The sequence below is a fragment of the Aerococcus sp. Group 2 genome, from assembly GCF_905125285.1.
GTDB lineage: Bacteria > Bacillota > Bacilli > Lactobacillales > Aerococcaceae > Aerococcus > Aerococcus urinae_E.
This window is the reverse complement of sequence record NZ_CAJHPA010000001.1, coordinates 380,380-404,379: the sequence shown is the minus strand read 5'-3', so window position 1 is coordinate 404,379 and position 24,000 is coordinate 380,380. Positions and strand designations below refer to the sequence as shown.

The 24,000-nt window shown below is 39.8% G+C and carries 17 protein-coding genes and 1 tRNA gene; 13 read left to right on the top strand and 5 right to left on the bottom strand.

Features of this window, described 5'->3' with window-relative positions; genetic code table 11:
- Nucleotides 1-8 precede the first annotated feature (8 nt).
- The 4 genes from JFU01_RS01755 to JFU01_RS01740 form a co-directional block, all read right to left on the bottom strand.
- Nucleotides 9-1,808, bottom strand: coding sequence for an ABC transporter ATP-binding protein (locus JFU01_RS01755; RefSeq protein ID WP_195855610.1), 1,800 nt, complete (start codon nt 1,806-1,808; stop codon nt 9-11).
- Complete coding sequence (locus JFU01_RS01750) at nt 1,808-3,535, bottom strand: ABC transporter ATP-binding protein (protein ID WP_195855609.1); 1,728 nt, start codon at nt 3,533-3,535, stop codon at nt 1,808-1,810. Before JFU01_RS01750 ends, JFU01_RS01755 begins: the two co-directional genes overlap by 1 nt.
- Before the next feature lie 14 nt (nt 3,536-3,549).
- Nucleotides 3,550-3,981, bottom strand: coding sequence for a MarR family winged helix-turn-helix transcriptional regulator (locus JFU01_RS01745; RefSeq protein ID WP_195855608.1), 432 nt, complete (start codon nt 3,979-3,981; stop codon nt 3,550-3,552).
- A gap of 117 nt (nt 3,982-4,098) precedes the next feature.
- Nucleotides 4,099-4,458, bottom strand: a complete 360-nt coding sequence (locus JFU01_RS01740) for a YolD-like family protein (protein WP_195855607.1) — start codon at nt 4,456-4,458, stop codon at nt 4,099-4,101.
- A gap of 342 nt (nt 4,459-4,800) precedes the next feature.
- Here JFU01_RS01740 and JFU01_RS01735 point away from each other — a divergent pair, with 342 nt between their 5' ends.
- The 8 genes from JFU01_RS01735 (at nt 4,801) to glgA (ending at nt 13,639) form a co-directional block, all read left to right on the top strand.
- A complete protein-coding gene (locus JFU01_RS01735; RefSeq protein WP_195855606.1) occupies nt 4,801-5,541 on the top strand; it encodes an esterase family protein in 741 nt (246 codons plus the stop codon).
- A 178-nt stretch (nt 5,542-5,719) separates the two neighbouring features.
- Nucleotides 5,720-6,598, top strand: a complete 879-nt coding sequence (locus tag JFU01_RS01730) for a DegV family protein (RefSeq protein ID WP_195855605.1) — start codon at nt 5,720-5,722, stop codon at nt 6,596-6,598.
- 184 nt (nt 6,599-6,782) lie between these two features.
- Nucleotides 6,783-6,867, top strand: a tRNA-Leu gene (locus tag JFU01_RS01725).
- A 311-nt stretch (nt 6,868-7,178) separates the two neighbouring features.
- The gene (gene gloA, locus JFU01_RS01720) at nt 7,179-7,559 is read left to right on the top strand and encodes a lactoylglutathione lyase (RefSeq protein ID WP_060778174.1); all 381 of its coding nucleotides are present in this window, start codon (nt 7,179-7,181) and stop codon (nt 7,557-7,559) included.
- 250 nt (nt 7,560-7,809) lie between these two features.
- The gene (gene glgB, locus JFU01_RS01715) at nt 7,810-9,798 is read left to right on the top strand and encodes a 1,4-alpha-glucan branching protein GlgB (RefSeq protein WP_198434173.1); all 1,989 of its coding nucleotides are present in this window, start codon (nt 7,810-7,812) and stop codon (nt 9,796-9,798) included.
- 74 nt (nt 9,799-9,872) lie between these two features.
- Nucleotides 9,873-11,012 carry a glucose-1-phosphate adenylyltransferase gene (locus tag JFU01_RS01710; protein ID WP_195855603.1) on the top strand — a complete coding sequence of 380 codons (1,140 nt, stop codon included), beginning with the start codon at nt 9,873-9,875 and terminating at the stop codon, nt 11,010-11,012.
- Nucleotides 10,999-12,153, top strand: coding sequence for a glucose-1-phosphate adenylyltransferase subunit GlgD (gene glgD, locus JFU01_RS01705; RefSeq protein ID WP_195855602.1), 1,155 nt, complete (start codon nt 10,999-11,001; stop codon nt 12,151-12,153). Before JFU01_RS01710 ends, glgD begins: the two co-directional genes overlap by 14 nt.
- Before the next feature lie 43 nt (nt 12,154-12,196).
- The gene (gene glgA / locus JFU01_RS01700) at nt 12,197-13,639 is read left to right on the top strand and encodes a glycogen synthase GlgA (protein WP_195855601.1); all 1,443 of its coding nucleotides are present in this window, start codon (nt 12,197-12,199) and stop codon (nt 13,637-13,639) included.
- A gap of 63 nt (nt 13,640-13,702) precedes the next feature.
- Here the strand turns inward: glgA and JFU01_RS01695 are convergent, their stop codons facing one another.
- A complete protein-coding gene (locus JFU01_RS01695) occupies nt 13,703-14,014 on the bottom strand; it encodes a hypothetical protein (protein ID WP_111822398.1) in 312 nt (103 codons plus the stop codon).
- Nucleotides 14,015-14,121: 107 nt separating this feature from the next.
- Between JFU01_RS01695 and JFU01_RS01690 the strand changes: the two genes are divergently transcribed.
- From JFU01_RS01690 to addA, 5 genes are read left to right on the top strand one after another with little or no spacing between them, the layout of a single operon-like run.
- Nucleotides 14,122-14,652: a GDSL-type esterase/lipase family protein gene (locus tag JFU01_RS01690; protein WP_195855600.1), complete on the top strand. Its 531-nt coding sequence runs from the start codon at nt 14,122-14,124 to the stop codon at nt 14,650-14,652.
- Nucleotides 14,652-15,362: a tRNA (adenine(22)-N(1))-methyltransferase gene (locus tag JFU01_RS01685; protein ID WP_195855599.1), complete on the top strand. Its 711-nt coding sequence runs from the start codon at nt 14,652-14,654 to the stop codon at nt 15,360-15,362. Before JFU01_RS01690 ends, JFU01_RS01685 begins: the two co-directional genes overlap by 1 nt.
- Nucleotides 15,352-16,476 (top strand): Nif3-like dinuclear metal center hexameric protein, encoded by a 1,125-nt coding sequence (locus tag JFU01_RS01680; protein WP_195855598.1) that lies wholly within the window; start codon nt 15,352-15,354, stop codon nt 16,474-16,476. Before JFU01_RS01685 ends, JFU01_RS01680 begins: the two co-directional genes overlap by 11 nt.
- Nucleotides 16,477-16,499: 23 nt before the next feature.
- Nucleotides 16,500-20,108, top strand: a complete 3,609-nt coding sequence (locus JFU01_RS01675) for a PD-(D/E)XK nuclease family protein (protein WP_195855597.1) — start codon at nt 16,500-16,502, stop codon at nt 20,106-20,108.
- A 2-nt stretch (nt 20,109-20,110) separates the two neighbouring features.
- The gene (addA, locus tag JFU01_RS01670; RefSeq protein WP_195855596.1) at nt 20,111-23,959 is read left to right on the top strand and encodes a helicase-exonuclease AddAB subunit AddA; all 3,849 of its coding nucleotides are present in this window, start codon (nt 20,111-20,113) and stop codon (nt 23,957-23,959) included.
- Nucleotides 23,960-24,000: the final 41 nt, after the last annotated feature.

Below are 24,000 nucleotides of genomic sequence, written 5' to 3'. Positions count from 1 at the left end.
GCTTTTTGTTAATCTTCTTGGAATTGGGCGCTATACAAGCCGTAATAGAAGCCTCGTTTTTCCATTAGACTTTCATGGTTACCTTTTTCAATAATTCTTCCTTGGTCCATAACAATAATTTGATCAGCATCCTGAATCGTACTTAAACGGTGAGCAATCACAAAACTGGTTCGTCCTTTAAGTAATTTTTCGGTTGCTTTCTGAATTAATTCTTCAGTGCGCGTGTCAATACTTGAGGTCGCTTCATCTAAGATTAAGATATCTGGTGTGGCTACTAGGGCACGGGCAATCGTAATGAGTTGTCTTTGCCCCTGAGAAATATTTGAAGCATCTTCATTAATGATGGTGTCGTAGCCATCAGGCAATTTCCGAACAAAGTCATCGACATGGGCGGTTTTAGCTGCAGCATAAACTTCTTCCTCTGAAACAGATTGGTTATGATCACCGTATGCGATATTATCATAAATACTTCCGTTAAATAGCCAGGTATCTTGTAAGACCATTCCGATTTGTTTACGAACATCCTCGCGGGAATAGTCACGAATATCTTTACCATCAATTTTAATACTACCTTTATCGACGTCGTAGAAACGTTCTAATAAGTTAATTAGAGTCGTTTTACCAGCACCAGTAGGGCCAACGATAGCAATAGTTTCGCCCTCATTAACATCCAATTTATAATCTTTTAAAGTGTAATGGTCGTCATCATAACCAAAATAAACATTGTCAAAGATTACTTTTTTATCAGTGTCAATAACGGAGTAGTCGCTATGGGTTACTTCCATTTCCTCCAGATCCAGGAATTCAAATACCCGTTCTGCGGAAGCTAGAGTACTTTGAATTTGGTTAACGATAGTAGCAAGGTTGGAAATGGGTTGGTAAAGTTGGGGGTTGTATTGCAAGAGGGCTTGGACATCCCCAAGTGGTAGACGACCTTGTAAAATCTCTATCCCTCCGACAAAAGCAATGAGGACGTAATCTAAATTACGGATAAAGTTAACCATGGGATAGAGAAAACCAGAAAAGAATTCTGCCCGTTGTGAGGTTTTATAATAAGCATCGGTTTCTTCTTCAAATAGATCGCGCTTATGACCTTGTTGGTTGAAAGCACGAATTTCAATTTGACCATTATAGTCTTCCTCAATATGGTCATTAATGTTTCCTTGAATTCTTTGCCGGTCAGCAAAGAGTCTTTGAGTTATTGGTGTGATGCGGCTGACTAGGAAAACAGCAAATAGAACAGTTAATATCATAAGCCCCCCAATTTTGGGACTGATCATGAGGATCATCGTTACTACACCAATTAACTGGGTAATGCTCATAATGGTTTGAGCAATATTTTGTTGCAGGGTACGGGCAATATTTTCAATATCATTAATAGCCCGACTCAAAATTTCACCGGTCGATAAATGATCAATGGTACTAATTGGAAGCTTGTTCAATTTATCTCGCATGGCTTGGCGGAGATTAGCAATTGTTCCCTGTACGGCATGTGACAGTAAATAATTTTGGAAGTAACGGCCAATACTAGTGGCAATATATAAGGCAGCGACCACTAGAAGCACACGGAAAATCCCGGTAAAGTCAATCTTATAGCCCATTTGTCCATTCATTTCTTGTAGGCCTTGGCTGACCCCTTCAGCAATCAAGGTCGTTGCTTGTCCTAAAATTTTAGGCGCAACGGTTTCGGCTATCGTTGCTGCCACCGAAAGGATTACAACCGCAATGAATGATTTTTGATAGTGACCGAAAAATTTAAAAAGACGTTTAAGGGCTTTGCTAGTTGATTTTGGTGTACGTCTTCCCATTATTCACTCACCTCCTTGAGTTGTGATGACACAATAGAAGCATATAATGACGAAGTTTCCATCAAAGTATCATGGTTACCTAAACCAGCCACACTCCCATTGTCTTCTAAGACTAAAATTTTATCAGCATCCCTAATTGTAGAGACCTTTTGCGAAATAATAAGGGTAATTTTATTCTTGGCGTACTGACTCAGTGCCTGTCTTAGGTTAACATCTGTTTTAGCATCTAAGGCAGAAAAGGAGTCATCAAAGATTAAAATAGCCGCATCCTTCATCAGGGCTCTGGCGATGCAGAGACGTTGTTTTTGTCCTCCTGAAAAATTTGAACCGCGTTGCTCGACCCGGTGGTCAATGCCATCGGATAAGTTTGACACAAAGTCAGCAGCTTGAGCAATCTTTAAGTTTTGCCAAATTTCTTCATCACTAGCCTGCTCTTTACCAAATTCTAAGTTAGATCGAATATTCCCTTTGAAAAGGTTGGCCTTTTGAGGAACGTAGGCGATATAGTCACGTAGAGCATCAAGATTATAGCTTTCAATTTTTTCGCCATTAATCTTGATGTCGCCACTAGAACGTTCATAGAAGCGCAGGATGAGGTTAGCAATTGTTGATTTCCCCGAACCTGTCCCGCCAATGATTCCTAAGGTTTCCCCAGCTTTGATAGAGAAATTAATATCGGTTAAAACATTAGATTCTGCCCCTTGATAGCTGTAATTGACATGGTCAAAATCTAGTCTAGCTTGCCGCTTAGGGTCAAAAGTCTTGCCACCATCAGCAGGGGAATGAATTTTTTCAGGAGCATCGAGGACTTGGTTAATCCGTTCAGCTGAAACTTGGGCTCTTGGGATGAGAACAAACATCATGCCGATAAAGGCAAAGGATATTCCCATAATGGATGTATAGGAAACAAAGGAAAGAATAACTCCAATGCTGAGTTGTTGGTTGGCGACTAAATGCCCCCCGAACCAGTTAATATAAATCGTGGTTAGGTTCAAAATTAAGAGTAGGGCAGGGAGTAGGAAAGCTAAGCGAATTTGGGCGCCAACAGCCGTTTGCCGATAGTCTTCATTGGCCTTAGCAAAGCGCTTGGATTCATAGTCACTCTTATTAAAGGCGCGAATGACGCGAATACCAGTTAGTCCCTCTCTAAAGATAAGGTTCATATTGTCCACCTTGGCTTGCATGGCGCGGAATAAGGGGGAGGCGAAATAGAGGACTAAGGCTAAAGAGATAATAACTAGGGGAATGGTAACCAGATAGGTTTGACTAAGTAAGGCGCTTGCTCGGTAGGCCATCACTAAGCTAGCAATAAGCATAGCCGGAGCCAATAGAAACATTCGTAAGACCATCATTGTGGTCAATTCAATTTGCATAATGTCACTTGAGCTCCGAGTAATCAGAGAGGCACCACCAAAATGATCGTAAGTGTCTTTCGATAAGCGTTGTACTTTAGTGTAGATGGTATCTCGTAAATCTTTTCCCAGTCCTTGTGAGGCTTGTGAAGCAAACCAGATATTTGCTAGGGCAGAACCAACAATGATTAGGGTGACACCTAGCATCTGGATAGCAATTCGGCTAATGGCTGAAAAATCCCCAGGGACAATCCCTTGGTTAACTAGGCCAGCGGTGAAAGTTGGTAAGACTAATTCAGCAAGCCCTTGGGCAAATGCAAAGAAGATACTAAGTAAGATTAAGTGTATGGGGATGCGTTTTAATATTTTTAACATAGGCGACTCCTTTCTTATTTTTGTTCTTGTAAATTATTGTGAATACGTTTGAGTAATTCTTGGATTTCTTTTTTATCATTTAAGGATAAATTGTTAGTCACAATTTCTTCAAGTTGGTCAAAAATGAATTTGATTTCTTTAGCCAGTTTTTCTCCCTGTGGCGTTAAGAACAGGTATTTCTTTTGTTCATTCCCGGAAATTTGTTTGCGATAAAGATAACCTTTACTTTCCAGACTAGTCACAATATTACTGGTCGTAGCATGGGGTTTATCCAAATATTCTGCGAGCTCTTTTTGGATGAGCTGGGGATGGAGATGGATATAGTAAAGACTCTTGGCTTGAATGATATTTAGATTGGCTTTTTTAACCTGTTTGTCGATATAGCTTTTTTCTAAAGTCGCTACCTGAAAGAGTAGTGTACTTAGGTGGTCTTGGGCAAACTCCATAGTAACTCCTTTCTAAGCATTTTATTTTTGAAAATGTCCATTTATCCATGATAATCATTTTTACTTGTATTTACAAGTAAAGCGCTTAGGCTTTTAGAATTCGATAAAATAAGCCAATTAATCTAGAATGACCTGGCAAGATTTAAGGAGAGATAAAGGAATTGTTTCTTGGTTCATCAGAAAATACTCATGGTCCAGGCTGTGTATATAACCATGTAGTAATCGATAGTGGCCATCTGAGTCGACTTCATTCAAAACAATGGTGCAGGGGAGTTGACTATTCAAGGCCAGAAAAAGTTTCTGGCGGAGTTCGGTCAAAGTCATTTGCTGGCTAGTCAAGGACTGGGGATGGACTCTACCGTAATTTTTTTGCCTTAATCTTAAGGCTTCTCGGTGTTCAGATAGGAACATGCTCTGCCATTTGATCATGGATCGATAGGCATGGGGGAATTTTTGGTGCTTTGTTTGCTCGGGCATAGAATCATTTCCTTATATTAGCTAGTAAATAATCATATGGTGCTATCTCTTAATATAAGAACATATGTTCTAATTGTCAACTGATCTAACCAATGAGCAGGTACTGATTTATTGCTTGCCAAATATTGTCTAAAACTAATAATCTCGATTTAAAATGTGCTATACTATGAGGAAAAATATCCAGCTGATAAAAAATGACTGATCTTCTAGCTTAGCAGATAAGTCTACCCTTAGCAATGCTGGCAATTTTGTTAATGAGTGAAGCGATGCTTAAGGCAAGTCAAAATTAATTGATTTTCGCTCTACTAATTTGATACTTAGGTGAATATTAAGGAGACAGTTATGAATTTTGAAAGCTATACCCACTATGGGCACAATATTGGACGGAATATGTCAATTAATCGTTATGGACACGCCGGAAAGCCCTTTTTGGTCTTTCCCTCTTCAGGTGGGTCTCATAATGAATATGCTGATTTCGGGATGATTGAGGCCTGCCAAGCCTGGATTGATAATGGTAAGTTGCAATTCTTTACTTTATCATCCTATGATGATCAGAGCTGGTTATCCAATAAATCAGGTCACGATATGGCCTTAGCCCAACAGGCTTATGATCGTTATTTTATTGAAGAAGCTCTTCCCTTAATTAAGCATGTTTCGAATTGGATGGACCCCATGGGCGCAACCGGTTGCAGTATGGGAGCCTACCATGCCATTAATACTTTTTTAAACCACCCAGATGTAATTGATACTGTGATTGCTCTAAGTGGAGTATATGATGTTCGTTATTTCATGAAAGGCTACCAGAATGATTTCGAAATTTACCATAACTCACCAGTCGATTTCCTTTGGGGGCAAAATGATCCTTGGTTTATTGACCATTACCGCCAAGGCGATATCATTGTATGTACAGGACTCGGTCCCTGGGAAGAAGATGGTCTACCAAGCTTTTATAGCCTAAAAGCAGCCTTTGAATGTAAACAAATCCCTGCTTGGTTTGATACTTGGGGAGAAGATGTGGCCCATGATTGGCCATGGTGGCGCAAACAAATGCCATATTTTCTGCAAGTTTTGTATCCTCTGTGATAAAGACACTTAATAGTGGAGAAACAAACGGCATTTAGAACGGACGTTAAATGCTATCAATAATAATTGGCTAACTAGTCTCTTATAGACAATGGTCTTTACTTATCGAAATTGTTTTTTTGTGCTAGTATAAGATAATTAAATACCCATTTTATATAAGGAGGAAATTGAGTAAATTATGAAGGCTGCTTTTATCATTGATAGTACGGCATCACTTCCCGATAATATGAAGAATTTGGCCAATGTCATGGAAGTGGAATTATCGGTACGTTTTCCTGATGGGGAGGTCTTTGGTGACACGACAGATATTGCGGAAAGCAAGCGTTTTTACAACAAATTGGAGACCAGTGAGGAACTCCCAACCTCATCGCAACCTCAACCTGTAGAATTTTACCGGGTCTGTGACCGGCTAGTGGAAGAAGGCTATGACACAGTTTTTGGTATTTTCCTTTCCTCTAAAATAAGCGGGACCTTACAGACTGCCCATATGATTTTAGAGGAGTATGCTGATCGCTTTAACTCTTATATTATCGACTCTAAGGGAACTTCTATCCAAATGCTTCACATCTTAAAAGAGGGAATGGCAATGGTAGAAGAGGGGCGGCAGCCTGAAGCTATAGCGGAAGAAATGCAATGGATTGCTGATAACTCCCGTGTCTATGTCATGTTAAAAGACTTGAAAAATATTGTTAAAGGCGGACGAGCAACTTCCTTTCAAGCAGCCTTGTCTACCATGCTAAGAGTATTTGTTATTCTATACTTCAATGAAGCAGGTGAAGTGGTTTTATTTGATAAGGTTAGAACCAAACGTAAGGTGATCAAGCGCTATATTGAACTCGTTCAAGAGGCAAAAGATCGCTACCCTGCAGGACTAAAATTAGCTTTTGCTCATGGTAATGCCCCTGAGGGAGTCAAAGAATTTGAACAAGCAATTTTAGCTGAATTCCCTGATTTAGATTATATGACGACTTATTTGACCCCTGTTTTAGGGACCCATGGAGGCCAAGGATGTATTGGCATGGGAACACTAGCATGTCGTCGCCCACAAGGAGAGTAAGAAACAGAGAGCCTGAGTCGATAATCTCGGCTCTTTTTTTATATAATTGGATCACTTAATAATTACAGTTATTAAGGCGATATGATAGTTGCTGTTAATAGGCTTTTTCTTTTGCAGAAAAGGATAAAAAAGTTCTTGACAGAAGAGTGACAATTAAGTTATGATATATGGGTAGTCAAATTTAGCGGTCATGGCGGAATCGGCAGACGCGCTACCTTGAGGGGGTAGTGGGAGTAATTCCCGTGGAGGTTCAAGTCCTCTTGGCCGCATAGATATTTTAGAAACAAGCAAAAGGCTTATAGAAGTAAATGAATGAGCGGTTCTAAGAACCGCTTTTTTATTACTTTCTATTCCGCTTTAAAACCTATTTACCGTATTTAGCTTTCAAACACCTGCTAGTAGCTTATATGTTAGATTACGCTCTTCTTAAATACTTGGAAAGAAAATATAAGAACTGGGTCAAAGAAACTAAGTTTAGCCTAGTAAAAGTGTTTGGATGGCAGCTTTACTTTGAAAATCTTAGTGAGATAGGGTAAGATTAAAGCATATAGATGTAGCAAATATAGAAGGGATGGAAGCAATGAAAGTTGATCATACTTGTGTGCGGGTGAAGGATTTAGAAGCCTCAATTGCTTTTTATCAAGAAGCTTTCGGATTTGAAGTGGTTGATAAAAAGGATTTTCCGGATAATGAATTTACCTTATGTTATATGGCCTTACCAGGCTCCAGCTGGCGCTTAGAATTAACATATAATTATGACAGTGATGGTTATGATCTTGGTAATGGCTATGGTCATATTGGTTTATTAGTTGATGATGTTAAAGCTATTCATGACCAACATGAAGAAAAAGGGTACGAATTGACTGATATTTCTGGCTTACCCGGAATGGATCCTTTCTACTATTTTGTAACTGATCCTGATGGGTATAAAATTGAAGTGATTCAGGATGGAGTCTTATAGACGATTTAAATAAATTCCTTGTTTAATAGGATACTCTATGATAGACTTATTTCATGCGATGAATCGACATCAACATGGCATAAGATAAGTCCATGTAGTGTTATAGAGAGTACACGGTTTATTGTTTAAACCACTACAGGAAGTAGGTACTTGGTTAATGAGTGATGTGAACACTGATTAACCCTTAGTCTAGGGAAGGCGAGGAGATTTCTCCTCGCCTTTTTTGTATAGAAAGATAGGGGTGAGATAGATGTCTAATCAAGAATTAAGTTTAAAAAATATTGAAGACAATATGTATTTCTTTAATAAAGGAAAACATTATCATGCTTATCGCTTCTTAGGAGCCCATAAAATGGCTTCAACTCCTCAAGATGGTTATCGCTTTACCACTTGGGCTCCCCAGGCCAAATCAGTGGCGATTGAAGGTGATTTTAACCAGTGGCAGCCGCAAGCGCTAGAACGGGTCGGAGAAACTGGTGCTTGGACAACAGTTATTAAGGAAGCTTCTGAGTGGGATTTATACAAATTTGTCATTGAAGGGCGGGATGGCTTGGTTAAAGAAAAACAAGACCCTTTTGCCTTTGCTAGTGAAGTTCCACCTAAAACTGCTTCAGTTATCCAGGATCCCACGAGTTATAGCTGGAATGATGAAAAATGGCTCCAGACCAGGCGGCAACAAAATATTTACCAGAGCCCGATTAATATCTATGAAGTCCATCAGTCCTCTTGGCAACGTCATAAAGATGGTAGGGCGTATAGTTTCGATGATTTACGCAAGGAGTTAATTCCTTATGTTAAGAAAATGGGTTATACCCACATTGAATTTATGCCTCTGACCGAACACCCACTTGAAGCCTCATGGGGTTACCAAGTCAGTGGTTATTACTCCATTGCTGGGCGTTATGGGCATGACTTTGATCCGCTAAAACGTTTTGTAGATACAGCTCATCAAGCAGGAATTGGAGTCATCATGGATTGGGTACCTGGTCATTTTGTGATTAATGATGATGCCATGGCTAACTTTGATGGTGGGCCGACTTTTGAATATAGTGATCCCAGGCGAGCTAAGAACATTCGTTGGGGAACCCTGAATTTTGACCTAGGAAAAACTCAAGTCCAAAGTTTTCTCATATCCAATGCTGTCTATTGGCTCGAAGAATTTCATTTTGATGGCTTACGGGTGGACGCGGTTTCTAACATGCTTTATCTTGACTATGATGAAGGGGATTGGACACCTAATATTTACGGTAATAACGTCAATTTAGAAGGGGTCGATTTTATACGCCGCTTGAATAAAGAAATTTTCCTGCGTGACCCCTCATATTTAATGATTGCTGAGGAAAGTACTGCTTGGCCAGGAGTCACCCAGTCGATTGATCAAGGCGGCCTTGGCTTTAATTTTAAGTGGAATATGGGCTGGATGAATGATACTCTCAAATTCTTTAAGCTTGACCCACTCTCGCGCTCCTATAATTATCGGTTAATTACCTTCACCTTCATGTATATGTTTGATGAAAACTTTATTCTGCCTTTTTCCCATGATGAAATCGTCCATGGAAAAGAATCCTTATTAGGGAAGATGCCGGGGGATAACCGTTACCGGCAGTTTGCTAATTTGCGGTTAATGGAAGGCTATCGGATGGTATATCCCGGGAAAAAATTAAGTTTTATGGGCAATGAAATTGGTCAATTTTTAGAATGGCGTTTCTATGAGGGCTTAGAATGGGAGACCTTGTCCAGGGAATATAATTTGGAATTTCAAGATTACATTTCCACATTAAATCAGTTATACTTAAGTGAGAAAGCGCTTCATCACTATGATTTATCAGCTAAAGGCATCATTTTTCTTGAGGCAGATAATCCTGATGAAAGCATTGTGGCTTTCATCCGCAAAGGGGAAGAATTAAGCGATTGTGTCATCTGTATATTTAATTTCACCCCAGTTGAACGCCACAATTATCGACTGGGTGTGCCTTTGCCAGGCAGTTACCGAATATTATTAAATAGTGAAATGAAAGAATTTGGCGGTAACTGGCTCTACCAGAAAGAGATCTTCCAGACCGAAGACAAAGCCCACCAAAAACAAGATTATTCAATTGAACTTGTTTTGCCGAGTCTATCGCTTTTACTACTAGTACCAGACACCATTGATGAAGAAGCCTTGGTCAAATCGCAAGCAAAAACAGCCAAAGGCAATAGTCAGCAAACAAGTAATCAATTAAGTAAATTCAATTCCTAGGCCGTCCAATGCTGTAGAAGGCTAGGAAATAATTTTTATTTCAGAGAGGAGGGACGAGAGTAATCTCGTAATCTATGAAAAGTGAAATGTTAGCTATGATTTTAGCTGGTGGTAAAGGGACTCGTTTAGGGAAACTCACTCAAGATATCGCTAAACCTGCTGTCCCTTTTGGGGGAAAATACCGTATCATTGATTTTCCCTTAAGTAATTGTGCGAATTCAGGCATTACGACAGTAGGAGTGATGACTCAGTATGAACCACTCGTTTTAAATGACCATATTGGTAATGGAGCGCCTTGGGGGCTGGATGTTAGTGATGGCGGGGCAGCTGTTTTACAGCCTTACTCAAGTAGTGAAGGAGAAAAATGGTTTAAGGGAACAGCCAATGCGATTTATCAAAATGTAGCCTTCGTCGATTCACATCAACCTAAATATGTCCTTATCCTGTCTGGTGACCATATTTATAAAATGAATTATGAAGCCATGCTTCAAGAGCACATAAAGAACGAAGCTGATTGTACGGTAGGAGTCATCCCCGTTCCAATGGAAGAAGCTTCCCGTTTTGGAATTATGAATACGGATGAGGCCGGCCGCATTGTTGAATTTGAAGAGAAACCGGCTGAGCCTAAGAATAATTTAGCTTCCATGGGAATTTATATTTTTAATTGGGAATTATTACGCCAATATTTGGTAAATGACCCTGAGAAAATGGAAGACTTTGGCCATGATGTTATTCCTGCTTATCTTGAAAACCAAGAAAGACTCTACGCCTATTCCTTCCATGGTTACTGGAAGGATGTTGGGACCATCGACAGTCTTTGGGAAGCTAATATGGAATTTTTAGAGCCTAACCATCCGCTAAATATTCGAGAAGATACCTGGCCTATCTTTTCGAAAGTTGCGGTTGCCCCTCCACAATTCATGTCAGAAGAAAGTCATGTCGAAGATTCAATGATTTGTGATGGAACAATTAATCGTGGAAGCATTAAAAATTCAGTCATTTCGCAAAATGTCACAATTGGCAAGGGAAGTCTGATTGAAAATAGTGTGATTATGTCAGGAGCAAAAATTGGCCAGAATGTAGAAATTAAGTATGCGATTCTGGGTGAAAATGCTGAAGTGATGGATAATACACGCTTTGTTGGTGAAGTACATGATATTCAGGTGGCTGGATATGAAGAAATAATAGGGGGTAGTGAGCATGGTTCAAAATAAAGTTTGCGCAATATTAAACTTAACTGAAAATGATAACGATCTTTACCCATTGACTAAGCAACGTCCTATTGCCATGTTACCTTTTGCTTGCCGTTACCGCTTATTAGACTTTGCTCTATCTAGTATCACTTACGCTAATATGCGTTCGGCAGCCCTCTTTATCGGCCGATCAGGTCGCTCTGTCTATGATCATATCCGTAGCGGGAAACCTTGGGACTTGGACACTTATCGGGGTGGCATATTTACTTTCTCACAAATGGAGCACAAACAAGCGCTTTATGAAGCAGCTAGTCGCCGTGGCGATTTTTATGATGACCATGAGACATTTATTAATCGTTCGCATGCGGATTATGTTTATGTTGCTGGATCGCGTGTCTTAGCTAATGTGGTTATTAGTAATTTAATTGAAGCCCTAGAAGATTCTGATGCTGATATTGCCCGCCTATATACCCGTGTTCCTCGTGAAATGATAGAATATCATCCCAATGAGCGGTTGGTTAGCTTGGATGAAGCAGGCTATATTAATGATTTACAAGTTGAGGGGGTTACCCCAATTGAAAGTGATACCGTCCTATATGATATGAACATGTCCATCGTACCAACTAAAATCATGTTAGAAATTATCGAAAAGGCAGAAAGCCAAGACATCAATCAAAACCTTGATGACATTTTGATCCAATTCCTTCCAGATTATAAGACGGTTGGGGTTGAACATCATGGCTATATTGCTAATATCGATTCGATCAATGCTTACTACCAAGCAAGTATGGACATGTTAGAGGCAGAAACTTATACCGAGCTCTTTCAAAACAAGCAGAGTATCTATACCAAGGGACACAATGGGGTTCCAACATTTTACGCTAAAGGAGCTGACGTTAAGCATTCCCAATTAGCCACGGGCTGTGAAATTTTTGGAAAGGTATTCCATTCCCAACTATTTCGTAAGGTGGTGGTGGAGGCTGAAGCTGAAGTTAGTCACTCTATTATCCTGCAAGGCTGTAAAATTGGTAAAGGGGCTAAGGTTTCCTACGCTATTTTGGATAAGAATGTGACCGTTGAACCAGGAGCAGTTATTGAAGGAAAACCTGACGATTTAATTGTTATTGGTAAGCATGAAGTTATCAAGAGATCTGACTTCTAAACTTTTTTGTCAGGTGATTGGAAGAGTTAGAAAAGAGGACATGATGAAGGTTTTATTTGTTTCTGCAGAAGCAGCTCCTTTTTTTAAATCAGGGGGGCTGGGGGATGTTTCCTATGCCCTACCTAAGGAATTACAGCGCCAGGGGGTAGATATTCGTGTCGTCCTCCCTTATTACACGCTCATGCCAGAAAAATATAAAGAAGATGTCACCGATTTAATGCACTTTACTGTCGACATGGGTAAGAAGAAAGCCTATGTTGGTATTAAATATTTACAATTAGAAGGGCTAAGCTATTATTTTGTCGATAATTTAGATTATTTTGATCGTGATTCTCTCTATGGCTATGGTGATGATGAAGAACGTTTTGCCTTTTTCTCTCTAGCAGTTATTGAAATGATGGAGAAAATTGATTTCATTCCTAACGTCATTCATGTCAATGACTGGCAAAGCGCTATGATTCCAGCTCTCTTAGTTGATCGCTATCATTGGGTAGGAGCCTATAAGAATATTCGCAAGGTATTAACCATTCATAACTTGCGCTTTCAAGGCTGGACGGACCGAGAAAATTTAAAAAATTATTTCAATACTACTGATAGCCTCTTTCATGATAAGGGTGTGAAACAAAATAACCGAGTCAATTATTTAAAGGGAGGAATCAATTTTAGTGATATTGTCACTACTGTTAGCCCTAGCTATGCTCGGGAGATCCAAACGCCTGAATTTGGGGAAGCTTTAGACGGAACGCTTCGAGCTAATGCTTTTAAGATTCGCGGGATAATCAATGGCATTGATTATGATTTGAATAATCCGGAAACAGACCCTGCCTTAGCCAAAAACTATAGCATGGATACAGTGCATGATGGGAAGGCAGCCAATAAGGCCTTCTTACAGGAACGGGTGGGCTTAGCAGTTGATCCTGACCGGCCGCTTCTTGCCGTGGTGAGCCGCTTAACCGACCAAAAGGGCATGCAATTATTAGAAGCTAAGGCTGAAGAATTATTGCACACCACTTCAGCCCAATTCCTCATTTTAGGGACAGGTGATCAGCGTTTCGAGCACTCCTTCCGTTACTTTGAAGACCAATATAAGGGACGATTTTGTGCCTATATTGACTTTGATACCCAATTAGCTCAACAAATTTATGCCGGAAGTGACCTCTTCCTGATGCCGAGTGCCTTTGAACCTTGTGGGCTTTCGCAAATGATTTCAATGCGTTATGGCACTTTGCCCCTGGTTCATGAAACAGGAGGCTTAAAGGATACGGTTATTCCTTATAATCAGTTTACCGGGGAAGGTAATGGCTTTAGTTTTAAACGTTTTGATGCGGGGGATTTTTCCAACATGGTCCACTATGCACTCGGCGTTTACTACAACCAAAAAGAAGCCTGGCATTATCTGATTCAACATGCGATGACTCGCGATTTCCGCTGGGAAAAACCAGCTAAGGACTATTTAACGATTTACCAGCAACTCCTTAATGAGTAACGAGAAAAGCAATACAAAACAAAAAGGCCAAATTCAAGCTGTTCACTCGAATTGGCCTTTTTCTTATCTATGGTTAAGGAGTTCTTGCCAGCTTTTAAAATCACTATGTTGACGGACGAATTGGTTCATCAAATAGGAATCTCCCTCGTTTAATTGATCAGCGGCTTGTAGAGGAAGTGGCGCCTGTAATGAAAATTCTTCAAAGCTATCAAAAGAGGTATACTTTCTAATAAAATCTTGGCTTAAATAAATACTTGCTTTCTCCTCAGCTTGGTCTTCGGTTTGATCTTCCTGACGCGGATTAGCTGGTTGGATTAAACGGTCAAATAAATCGTCGATACTTTCCATTTCCTCTTTTTTAAAGCGAAATCCCATTGTATTCCTTACCTCCTTAAGAATAAAGTAATTTTTAGATCATTATCATTATACGCAAAGTTTGCTAAGATAAATAGAGAAATTATGATGAAAGGTTGATAAAGCAAATGGCTGGACTATTATTTTATGGACACTCGGTTTTAGCGAAATTTCCCTTCGCCCAGATTGGAAATGTAAAAATTGATAACCGGGCCGTGAGCGGCAGCATTGCCGAAGAAGGTTACGATATGCTAATCAAAAATAATGATTTAAGTGAAGATTATGATACCATTTTATTAATGTACGGGATTAATGAATTATGGCAGGGCTTAGGCATCGAGAATCCGACCTACTGGATTGAAAAGAATATCGAATATTTTAACAAGCATTATCCTGAGTCTCAGCTGATCTTATCCCTAGTGATGCGAAATCTTAGGGAAGATCCCTCTGTCTCCAATGTGCTCATTGATCGTTTAAATGATGAGTTAAGACAATTTGATAATAAATATTCATTAACTTATTGGGATTGGCAAGGATTTTACGACGTAAATAATTATTGCCGACCTGAGCTAACTATCGAGGGGGTCCACTTGACTCAAGATGGCTACCAGCTGTTGGCAGAAGGCATTGAGAAAACCATAAGAAGAGGAGCTAAGTAATGACCAAAACACTCTCCAGACGACTGAAAGGAATCGCAAATTATGTTGAAAAGGGAAGTTTTGTAGCAGATATTGGTTCAGACCACGCCCATATTCCGATTTATTTACTAGACCAAGGCCTGATTAAGGGGGCTATTTGTAGTGAAGTCGCTCAAGGGCCTTATGAGCGGATGTGTCAAGCCGTGCTTGATAAGCACTATGGCGATTTAGTATCTTGCCGCTTAGGCAATGGTTTAGCTACCTTAAAAAAAGAAGACCCAGTCGATACGGTTATAATCGCAGGTATGGGGGGCAAGCTCATTCATGAAATTTTACTTGCTGGCGAGGATATTTTGACGCAATTAGACTATCCCAAGCTAATTTTACAGGCAAATATCGATGAATACCTTTTGCGCCAATGGTTATTGGACCAGGGCTATAAAATTATAGGAGAAGATATTTTAGAAGACGCAGGAAAAATTTATGAAATTATTGCTGCCGAATATGTCGGAAAGGCTCCTGGTCTCAGTGACAGCCAAATTTACCTAGGACTTTATACCCAAGCTAGCAATCCAGCTATTTTTAGAAAAAAATGGACCCGACGTCAGCACAAGATAGAAAGTATTCTCCAACAAATGAAAGGGGAAGCACTTAGGGAACGACGTCAGCAATTTAGTCAACAGTTAGCAATGATCAAACAAGCTTTGGAGGGTGAAAGTGATGACCAATAAAGTAACCGTTAGTGACCTTGTCCAGTATTTTGAAAATCGTTTTCCCACTGCCTATGCGCTTGAAGGCGACCCCATTGGTTTACATTTTGGTTCTTTAGATCAAGAGGTCAAGCGGGTTTTAGTGACTTTAGATGTCCGTCCGGAAGTGGTTGAGGAGGCCATAGCGAAACAAGTTGACTTTATATTTTCCCACCATCCGGTAATATTTAGGCCAGCAGAGCGCCTCAGCGAGGATGACCCTCAACAAGCCATGTATGCCAAATTGATTAGGCACCAAATCGCCGTCTACAGTGCTCATACTAATCTTGATAGTAGTCAACCAGGAATGAATGATTGGTTAGCTGAAAGTTACGGGATTGAAAATGCTGAGGTTTTCGCCGCTCATTACCAGGAAAAAAATTACCGCCTGGTTACTTTTTTACCTATGGAGAGCTTGCCTGCCTTCAAAGAGGCGCTTAGTGCCTATCCTCTTTCTGTTATTGGAAATTACCAGCATTGTTTCTTTCAATGGACTGGTCAAGGGAGTTTTATTCCTGTAGATGGAGCGCAACCAAGAATTGGTGAGGTAAACCAAGTCACAGAGCTTGAGGAAGTTGCCTTGTCCCTAACTGTCAAGGAAGGGGAAAAAGAGAAAGTTTGTGACCTGGTAAAAAATTACCATCCCTATGAAGAACCAGTCGTTGAAATCTATGAGAAGAATAATGATTATCATAGTATCGGAATGGGAAGAATAGGGGAATTAAAAGAGAAAATTCCATTTAAAGATTATGTGGAAAAAATTAAGGCAGTTTCTCACTTAGAAGGCATTCGCTTTGTGACTAGGGATGACAAGGCTCTCGTTCGTCGGGTAGCCGTATTAGGTGGGGCAGGTTCATCCTATTACCAAGCAGCCAAGGCAGCTGGGGCGGATGTTTTTATTACGGCTGATGCGGATTACCATACTGCCCATGACATCTATGAAAGTGGCCTTAGTCTAATTGACCCCGGTCACCATATGGAAGCTATTTGTATTCCCTATGTCCTAGACGAGTTGACCCAGTGGAGCCAAACCAATCATTTGGGGCTGGCTGTCTTCCCTTCAATGGTCAACACTGATCCTTTTCATTTCTTGTAGGAGTCTATTAAAGGAAGGTTAGCATGCGTTTACAAATCACACGTATTTTAGAAACTAAGGATAATCGTGAGGGCACATTGAGAGATATGGCAAGCTTTTTAGCGGCTGATCGAAATCACCGGGTCTTTTATTTAGTTCCTGAACATATGAAGTTTGATATGGAGAAAATTATTCTTGATAATATCCAAACTTATAAAAGTAAGCCTGCTAGTGATGATGGGGTTGCTATGATGCGCTTACAGGTCTTTTCTTTTAAACGACTGGCCTGGTATTTTTTAGAACAAAACCAAGAGCCTATTCAATCAGGACTAGATGATATTGGCCTAATGATGCTGATCAAGCAAATCTTAAATGACTTGCAGGAAGATTTACTTATCTTTCGTCGCGAAAGTAGCTATATTGGGTTTCAAGAACAATTAACCCAATTGTTTAAGGAGTTTGACCAGGGGAATATCAGTAGTCGTCGTTTAATTGAAATCTACCATACAGTAGAGGCAGAGGCGGATGGCCAAGATCCCTTATTAGACAACCAATTAGACAAATTAAGAGAACTTATTCTTATCTACCAAAGCTTTGAAAGCAAGTTATCCGATCAAATTCTTACTGAACAGGCTCTTTACAAACAATTAAAGCATTATCTGACGACGTCCGATTTATCTCAGGTTAGAATAGTCGTTGATGGTTTTTATCGTTTTACTGCTAATGAGTTTGATATTCTTGGCGACTTATTGGCGGCTTGTGACCAAGTAGAAGTAATATTAACTCTGGATAATCAGAAGACGCTGAAGAGTGAATTTCAAGGACAAGATTTATTTAGTTTGAGCCGTCAAAGCTATAATAACTTAGTCCAATTAGCAAAAACTATCGATTGTCCCCTGATGTTTGATCGAGTGGGTAAGATTAATGAACAGTTTGATCCAGGCTTTTACTTACTTGACCAAACCCTAGTCAAGGACTGGTCGAATGAAAAGGCGGCTTACGCTACTATTTCCAAAGAAGAGCAAGATCAAGTGAAAAATTTGATCCAAGTGTGGTCATGTCAAACCCCCTATATTGAAGCAGAACAAGTGGCTAACCAAATTTATCATTTAGTCAGCTGTCAAGCCTATCGTTATCAGGATATCCAAATTTTGACTAGGGACTTTGACCAGGTAAGAGAACAGCTTTTGCCATATTTAAAGATGAATAATATTCCCTATTTCCTTGACGATAGTGAATCCATGGCAGACCATCCCTTATTTTTATTCATCGATGCGCTTATTCGCATTTACCGTTATGATTGGCGTTATGAGGATATCTTTAATCTGTTACGAACTGAACTGTTACTGCCCTTGCATGATTCTAAGGATCCCTGGTCTGAAGTTGAAAGTTTTCGTCGCGAGGTCGATCTCACAGAAAACGTGGTGCTACAAAATGGCTATGAGGGTAAACAATGGTGGCAAAAAGGGGTCACTTGGTCATATTTAAGGGTGGATGATTACGGGCAAGTGGTTGCCAGTGAATCAGATCAAAGAACTCAGGAAATTGCTAATCAAGTCAAAGCCTTTCTTGCTGAAGCCTTGGATGGCCTTTTTACAGCTTTTGACCAAGCAAGCAATAACCATGAAGCTTTGCTGGCCCTCTATCAATTTTTAGTCCACTATCAGATTCCTGAACAATTAATGCTTTGGGCTCAAAATAATGCCCTTAATAACCGCTTAGATGAGGGACGGCACCATGAACAAGCTTGGCAAGCCTTTATCAAAGTGCTTGATCAATATGATCGTTTATTTAAGGAGCAAAGCTTTAAAATTCAAGATTTTCAAGAAGTTTTGGCCAGTGCCTTTAACCAGACAAAATATAATATGGTTCCCCCAACCTTGGATTCGGTAACGATTCGAGGAATTGACAGTCAACGTTCAGAACATAAAAAGGTAACTTTTGTTATGGCCTTGACCAAGTCTAATTTACCTAAGGCTTATCAAAATCATAGCCTACTGACGGATGAAGATCGGGAGGTTTTAAATCACTATTTTAACGTCAATGAAGGCTTGAATCTAAGTAGCCAAGTCAAGACAAATAACGAAAAATTTATTGCCTATAAACTCTTTCTATCTGCTAGCGAGCGCTTATATTTGTCTTTTCCCTATAATCAACTAGGAGATAAAACGATAGATATTTCTCCCTATTTAGCTTACTTAATTGACCGCTTTGACCTCGAAGTTTGGGATAAAAAATCACTAGCCTTGCCAGTGTCTGAGAAAGACTCTCTAGTCTTTGGAAATTGGCGTAGTCAATTACATTACTTGATCCAAGTTTATCAAGGCAATAAAAGTCAGCACTTGGCGGTTTCAGATCGATGGGAAGCACTTAAAGAAGCTCTGAGCCAAGAGACTAAGAGTCGGGACTATAGCCTCAGAGTACTCCAGGGATTAGACCACCAAAATAAAGTGGTCAATTTAAGTTCAGAGGAAGCAAAGGCCCTATACGGATCACAACTAGCGGTATCCGTCTCAAGCTTAGAATTGTATAATAAGGATCCTTTTTCCTACTTTTTACAGTATGGCTTAAAGTTAAGAGAGCGGCCCATCTTTAAAATTGATGAGCGCCTGACAGGAAGTTATTTCCACCGGGTATTGCAAGAATATTATGATCTAAAGAAACAGTCAGATGACTCCTTTGATGAACTATTTTCTCATGCGCTCGACACCACCTTAAAGGATCCAACCTATGATATTTTTTCGGCCAACCAGTTCTATAATTACCAATTAAAACAATTAAACTTTAACCTTAATCGTTTTATCAAACAATTTGATATAAAAATGAATAAGACCAAGTGGCATAACTATGCTAATGAAGCAAGTTTTGGGATGAAGGCGGATCAATCCTATTCCTATAATCTTTCTGATCAGACTAGGGTTCACCTGCGGGGAATTATTGACCGCATTGATACTTTTAATTGGCAGTTTAAGGGGCAAGATTACTTAGTTAGTCAAGTCACTGATTATAAATCAGGGGCAAGGGCTATCAGTCTTGGAGATATTTTCCAAGGGACTAATATCCAGTTATATACGTATTTATTAGTCTGTTTGGAAAAATTTCAAGCCCAAAATCCCGATAAAAAGATTATTCCATTTGGAGCCTTTTACCAAAAGGTGAGTGCTCCTTTGAAAAAGATTGAAAATCAAAGCGAATATGCTGAGATGATGGAAAAAAATGCTAGGGGTAGTGTCGATTTAAGTCAGGAATTAAAAAGCAATGAATATTTCCTAGCTAACCAGCAACTACTCGAGGACATTATGAAAGAGGGCTACGATGGGGAAGAGCTCTATGCTTATGGACTGAAAAAAGACGGAGATTTTGATAAGAATAGGTCGCGAAAAATACTGACCTTAAAAGAATTCCAAGACTTATTAGACTACATAAAAGAAATTATTTATATTAGCTCTAAAAATATCATGAGTGGTGATATTCAATTACGTCCCCTGGAAGATGAAAAATATCTTCCCTCGACAACAGCCTATAAAAGTATTGCTCAGTTTGATTTAACCGAGCCAGGCAAACACTATCGTGACCGATTAAAGCTCTCTAAGGACACCTTTTTCCAAATGATCGCCAATGAATTAAATGAGACAAGTGAGGAGGAAGAATAAGGGTGGAAATACCAATTAAACCGCAAAATGCAACTTATACGGACCAACAATGGTCTGCGATTCATTTAAACCAGCATAATTTATTACTTTCGGCCTCAGCTGGCTCAGGAAAAACCCGGGTACTGGTTGAGAGAATTATTAATCAAGTGAAAAGTGGGCGTAAGCTATCAGAACTCTTAGTGGTTACTTTTACAGAATTAGCTGCTAAGGAAATGAAAGAACGTATTGAAAAAAGCCTAAAAGATGAAATTAACCGTGAGCTAGATAGTCAAAAAAGATTTCATCTCCAAAGGGAAGTTCAAGCTCTGCCCCAAGCGAATATCTCGACCATTGATGCCTTTTGTCGGCAAGTGATCAATCGCTACTATTATCTAATTGATCTAGACCCCAAATTTCGCCTAGTGACCGATGAGACGGAATGGTTACTCTTTTATGAGAAAGTTTGGAAAAAGTTAAAAGAAGACCTTTTAGACCCTGAAAGTGATATTTATGGCGATTATCATGATGAATTTGTGATCCTCAGCAATAATTATTCAGATGGCCGGCAAGCCAGTGATGAAAAGCTTAGCCAGTTAATTTTTGATTTGTATAATAAGGCACGGTCTCACGCCAACCCCAAAGGCTGGCTCCAAGAAGCCTTAAAGTATTATCAAACTGATGAGACTTACTCAAAAAGCAATTTTTACCGTCAGGAGTTGGTCCCTTATTTATCTCAGCTACTGGAAAATCGCTATATCAAAGCCTTTACTGCCTATGAAGAAAGTATTTCCAGTCAAGGTCTAGCAGGAGATGAAAGCGGCGAAGGCATTCAGAAATTAATTGCCGGTATCCAAGAACAGAAGCAGTTTTTTATCCATTTAAAAGACCTGCTAGAAAAAAAGGACTATCAAGCAGCCTTTGAGTATTTTAACAACCGGCCCAAATTTGCTTTTATTAACTACAAGGTTAAGGCCAAGTCTCCAGCTATGGATCAAAAAAAGGCCCTAAGATCTGCTTATAGTCAACTGCTAAAAGACTTACAATTAAATGCTAAAATCAACCAGACTGATCTCTATAAATTTTTAGCCTTTGATGAAGAGACCACAAATAAAATGCTAGAAGAGAGCTATTGCTTGGCTTCAGCCATTGTTCATCTTTGTCAATTATTCATTGACCGCATGCAAGCAAAAATGCTTGAAGAAAAGCAGCTGGACTTTCAAGCCATTGAATTATATACTTATCAAATTTTATCTCCGACTGATCCCGACAAGAATGAAGCCCTGCTTTATTATCAGTCCCGCTTTAAAGAAATCATGGTCGATGAGTATCAAGACGTCAATGGCCTGCAAGAGGCGATCATTCAAGCGGTTAGTCAAGAAGATCGTTCCCATAATCGCTTCATGGTAGGGGATGTGAAGCAAAGCATCTATCGCTTCCGCTATGCCGACCCTAAATTATTTATGGACAAGTACCAGCGTTATGCTAACTTTGACGAGCAAACGCCGCCTTTTGAGGAGCCTTCTTATCGAATCAATCTAGCGGAAAATTTCCGTAGTCGCCCTGAGATTTTAAGCTTTGTCAACTTTGTATTTTCTCAATTAATGGATGAAAAAATTGGTGGAGTCGATTATCTTTCTGAAGGACAGTTAAGTGTAGGAGCCACTTGGTACCCAGACCTAGAAGGCTATGAAACGGAAGTCTTATTAGTTGAAGAAAATGAGGATTACCGTCAAAGCTTGGATAGCAATCAAGAACTGTCTCGAACCGAACTCCAAGCAGAAGTGATTGCCCAAAAAATAACTTCGCTCATGCAAAAGGGCTTTAAGATTTATGATAAGGATGCAACTAGTGAAGATAAGATGCGCCCGCTACGCTATAGTGATATTGTTATTTTAGGAAGCAATCGTACTTTTTATCAGGATTTAGAAAACATTTTCACTCAATACGATATACCGATTATGCAAGACAAAAAGCAAAATTATTTCCAACGGACTGAAATAATGACCATGGTAGAGCTATTGAAATTAATTGATAATCCTTACCAAGATATTCCTTTGGCAGCAGTATTACGGTCACCAATTATCGGCTTGACTGAACCAGAAATGGCTCAGATACGCATGGCTGAGCGCGAGGGGACTTATTTTGAAGCGGTCCAATCTTATATTGAATCTCACCAAAATGAAAGGGATAATGACCTACTTAATAAACTCCAACAACTGCTCGATTGGCTCCAGTTCTGGCGTAGTTTCACCAAAGAACATTCGATAGCTCAATTAATTTGGCAAATCTACCAAGATACAGGCTATTTAGACTATGTGAGTGGGATGACCAATGGTTTACAGCGCGAAAGTAATTTACATGGCTTATATAAGAGAGCCTATGATTTTGAGGAAAATCAATTCAGGGGTCTTTTTCAATTTATCCGTTTCATTGAAAAAATGCAGGAACGTGAGAAAGACTTAGAAAGTCCCCAAACCATCGATCTCAATCAAAATGCAGTCCAATTAATGACCGTCCATGCCAGTAAGGGACTAGAATTCCCTGTGGTTTTTTACTTCAATATGGCTAAGGGATTCAATGTCGACGATCTGAAGAATGAACTGTTGATTAATGACCAAATAGGTATTGGGGTTAAAGTCAGAGACCGTTTCAATGGCATTAGCTATAGCAATCCGATTCGTTTGCTGGCTGAACACTATGAACGTCTTGAACTTAGTGCAGAGGAACAACGTAAGTTATATGTGGCCTTAACCCGGGCTGAGCAAAAACTTTATCTAGTAGGCGCGACAGAAGCCCGAGATAAAACTTTTGATCAATGGATTAAATGGGCCGACTTGAGTCAAAAAAATCAGGTCATCGATGAGAGTTTACGCGCTATTTCTAATCAAAGCGATAATATCCAAAAATGGATTGGAACTGCAATTGCCCGTCATCCGGATTTTAGAAATAAAAGTCATTATGACCAGGCACCCCAATCTAGCTATCAAAGCGTGACTACGGATTTTCATATCCAGATGGTCAATGAGGAAGAACTCTTAACCCACACAGCCTTTCAAAATATTCAGCTTGCGCCCGAAAAGGCAAGTGTTGAGGGAGAGAATGCTCAAACAGAGATTATTTCATCGCCCTTGGATTACGACTATCTTTATCAAGAAGCTAGTCAGACGAGTAGTTATCAGTCAGTGTCGGAATTAAAGCGGCTGTTTGAGGAACCAGAAGATGGCCGTCAAATGCAGTGGCGCTATTCAAATAGTCAGAGTGAAGCAGTGCAAGGTCTGCGGTTTACTCCGAGTCACTATCCCGCTCCAGAATTTATTCAGAGTCAAGCGGTGCATAGTCCTAGTGAGCATGGCTCAGCCGTTCATTTACTTCTCCAAGCCATGGACTTAAAGGCTATGCCTAGTTTCGACTCACTATCCGAAAGCTATAAGGACTTAGTTGCTAAGGGCCTGCTCGAAGAAAGTAGTCTAAGTGAGGCTGATTTACAGCAGCTATTGGCTTTCTTTGAAACACCTATGGGTAAGAGAATCATTCATCCTAAGAGCCAAGTTTACCGGGAACAGCCTTTTTCCTATTTACTGCCTTATCGCCAACTAAAGTCCTCTACTGGGCTAGCCCTCAATGATAAGGTCCTCATTCACGGAATTATTGATGGATTTCTCATGGATGAAAATGACCAGGTATGGCTATTTGACTATAAAACCGACCATATTGGCTATTTACCCGCTAAAGCGCAAAGGCAAGTCCTGTTGAAACGCTACCGTGTCCAAATGTCACTTTATCAAAAAGCTTTAACTTCAATTTTAGAACGACCGGTGGATTATGCGGTCTTGATAGCCCTGGATTCTTTAGAGACTTTCCTGGTGGAATAAAAATTAAATAAATCTTGCTTTAAAGGGGATAAACATGCTAT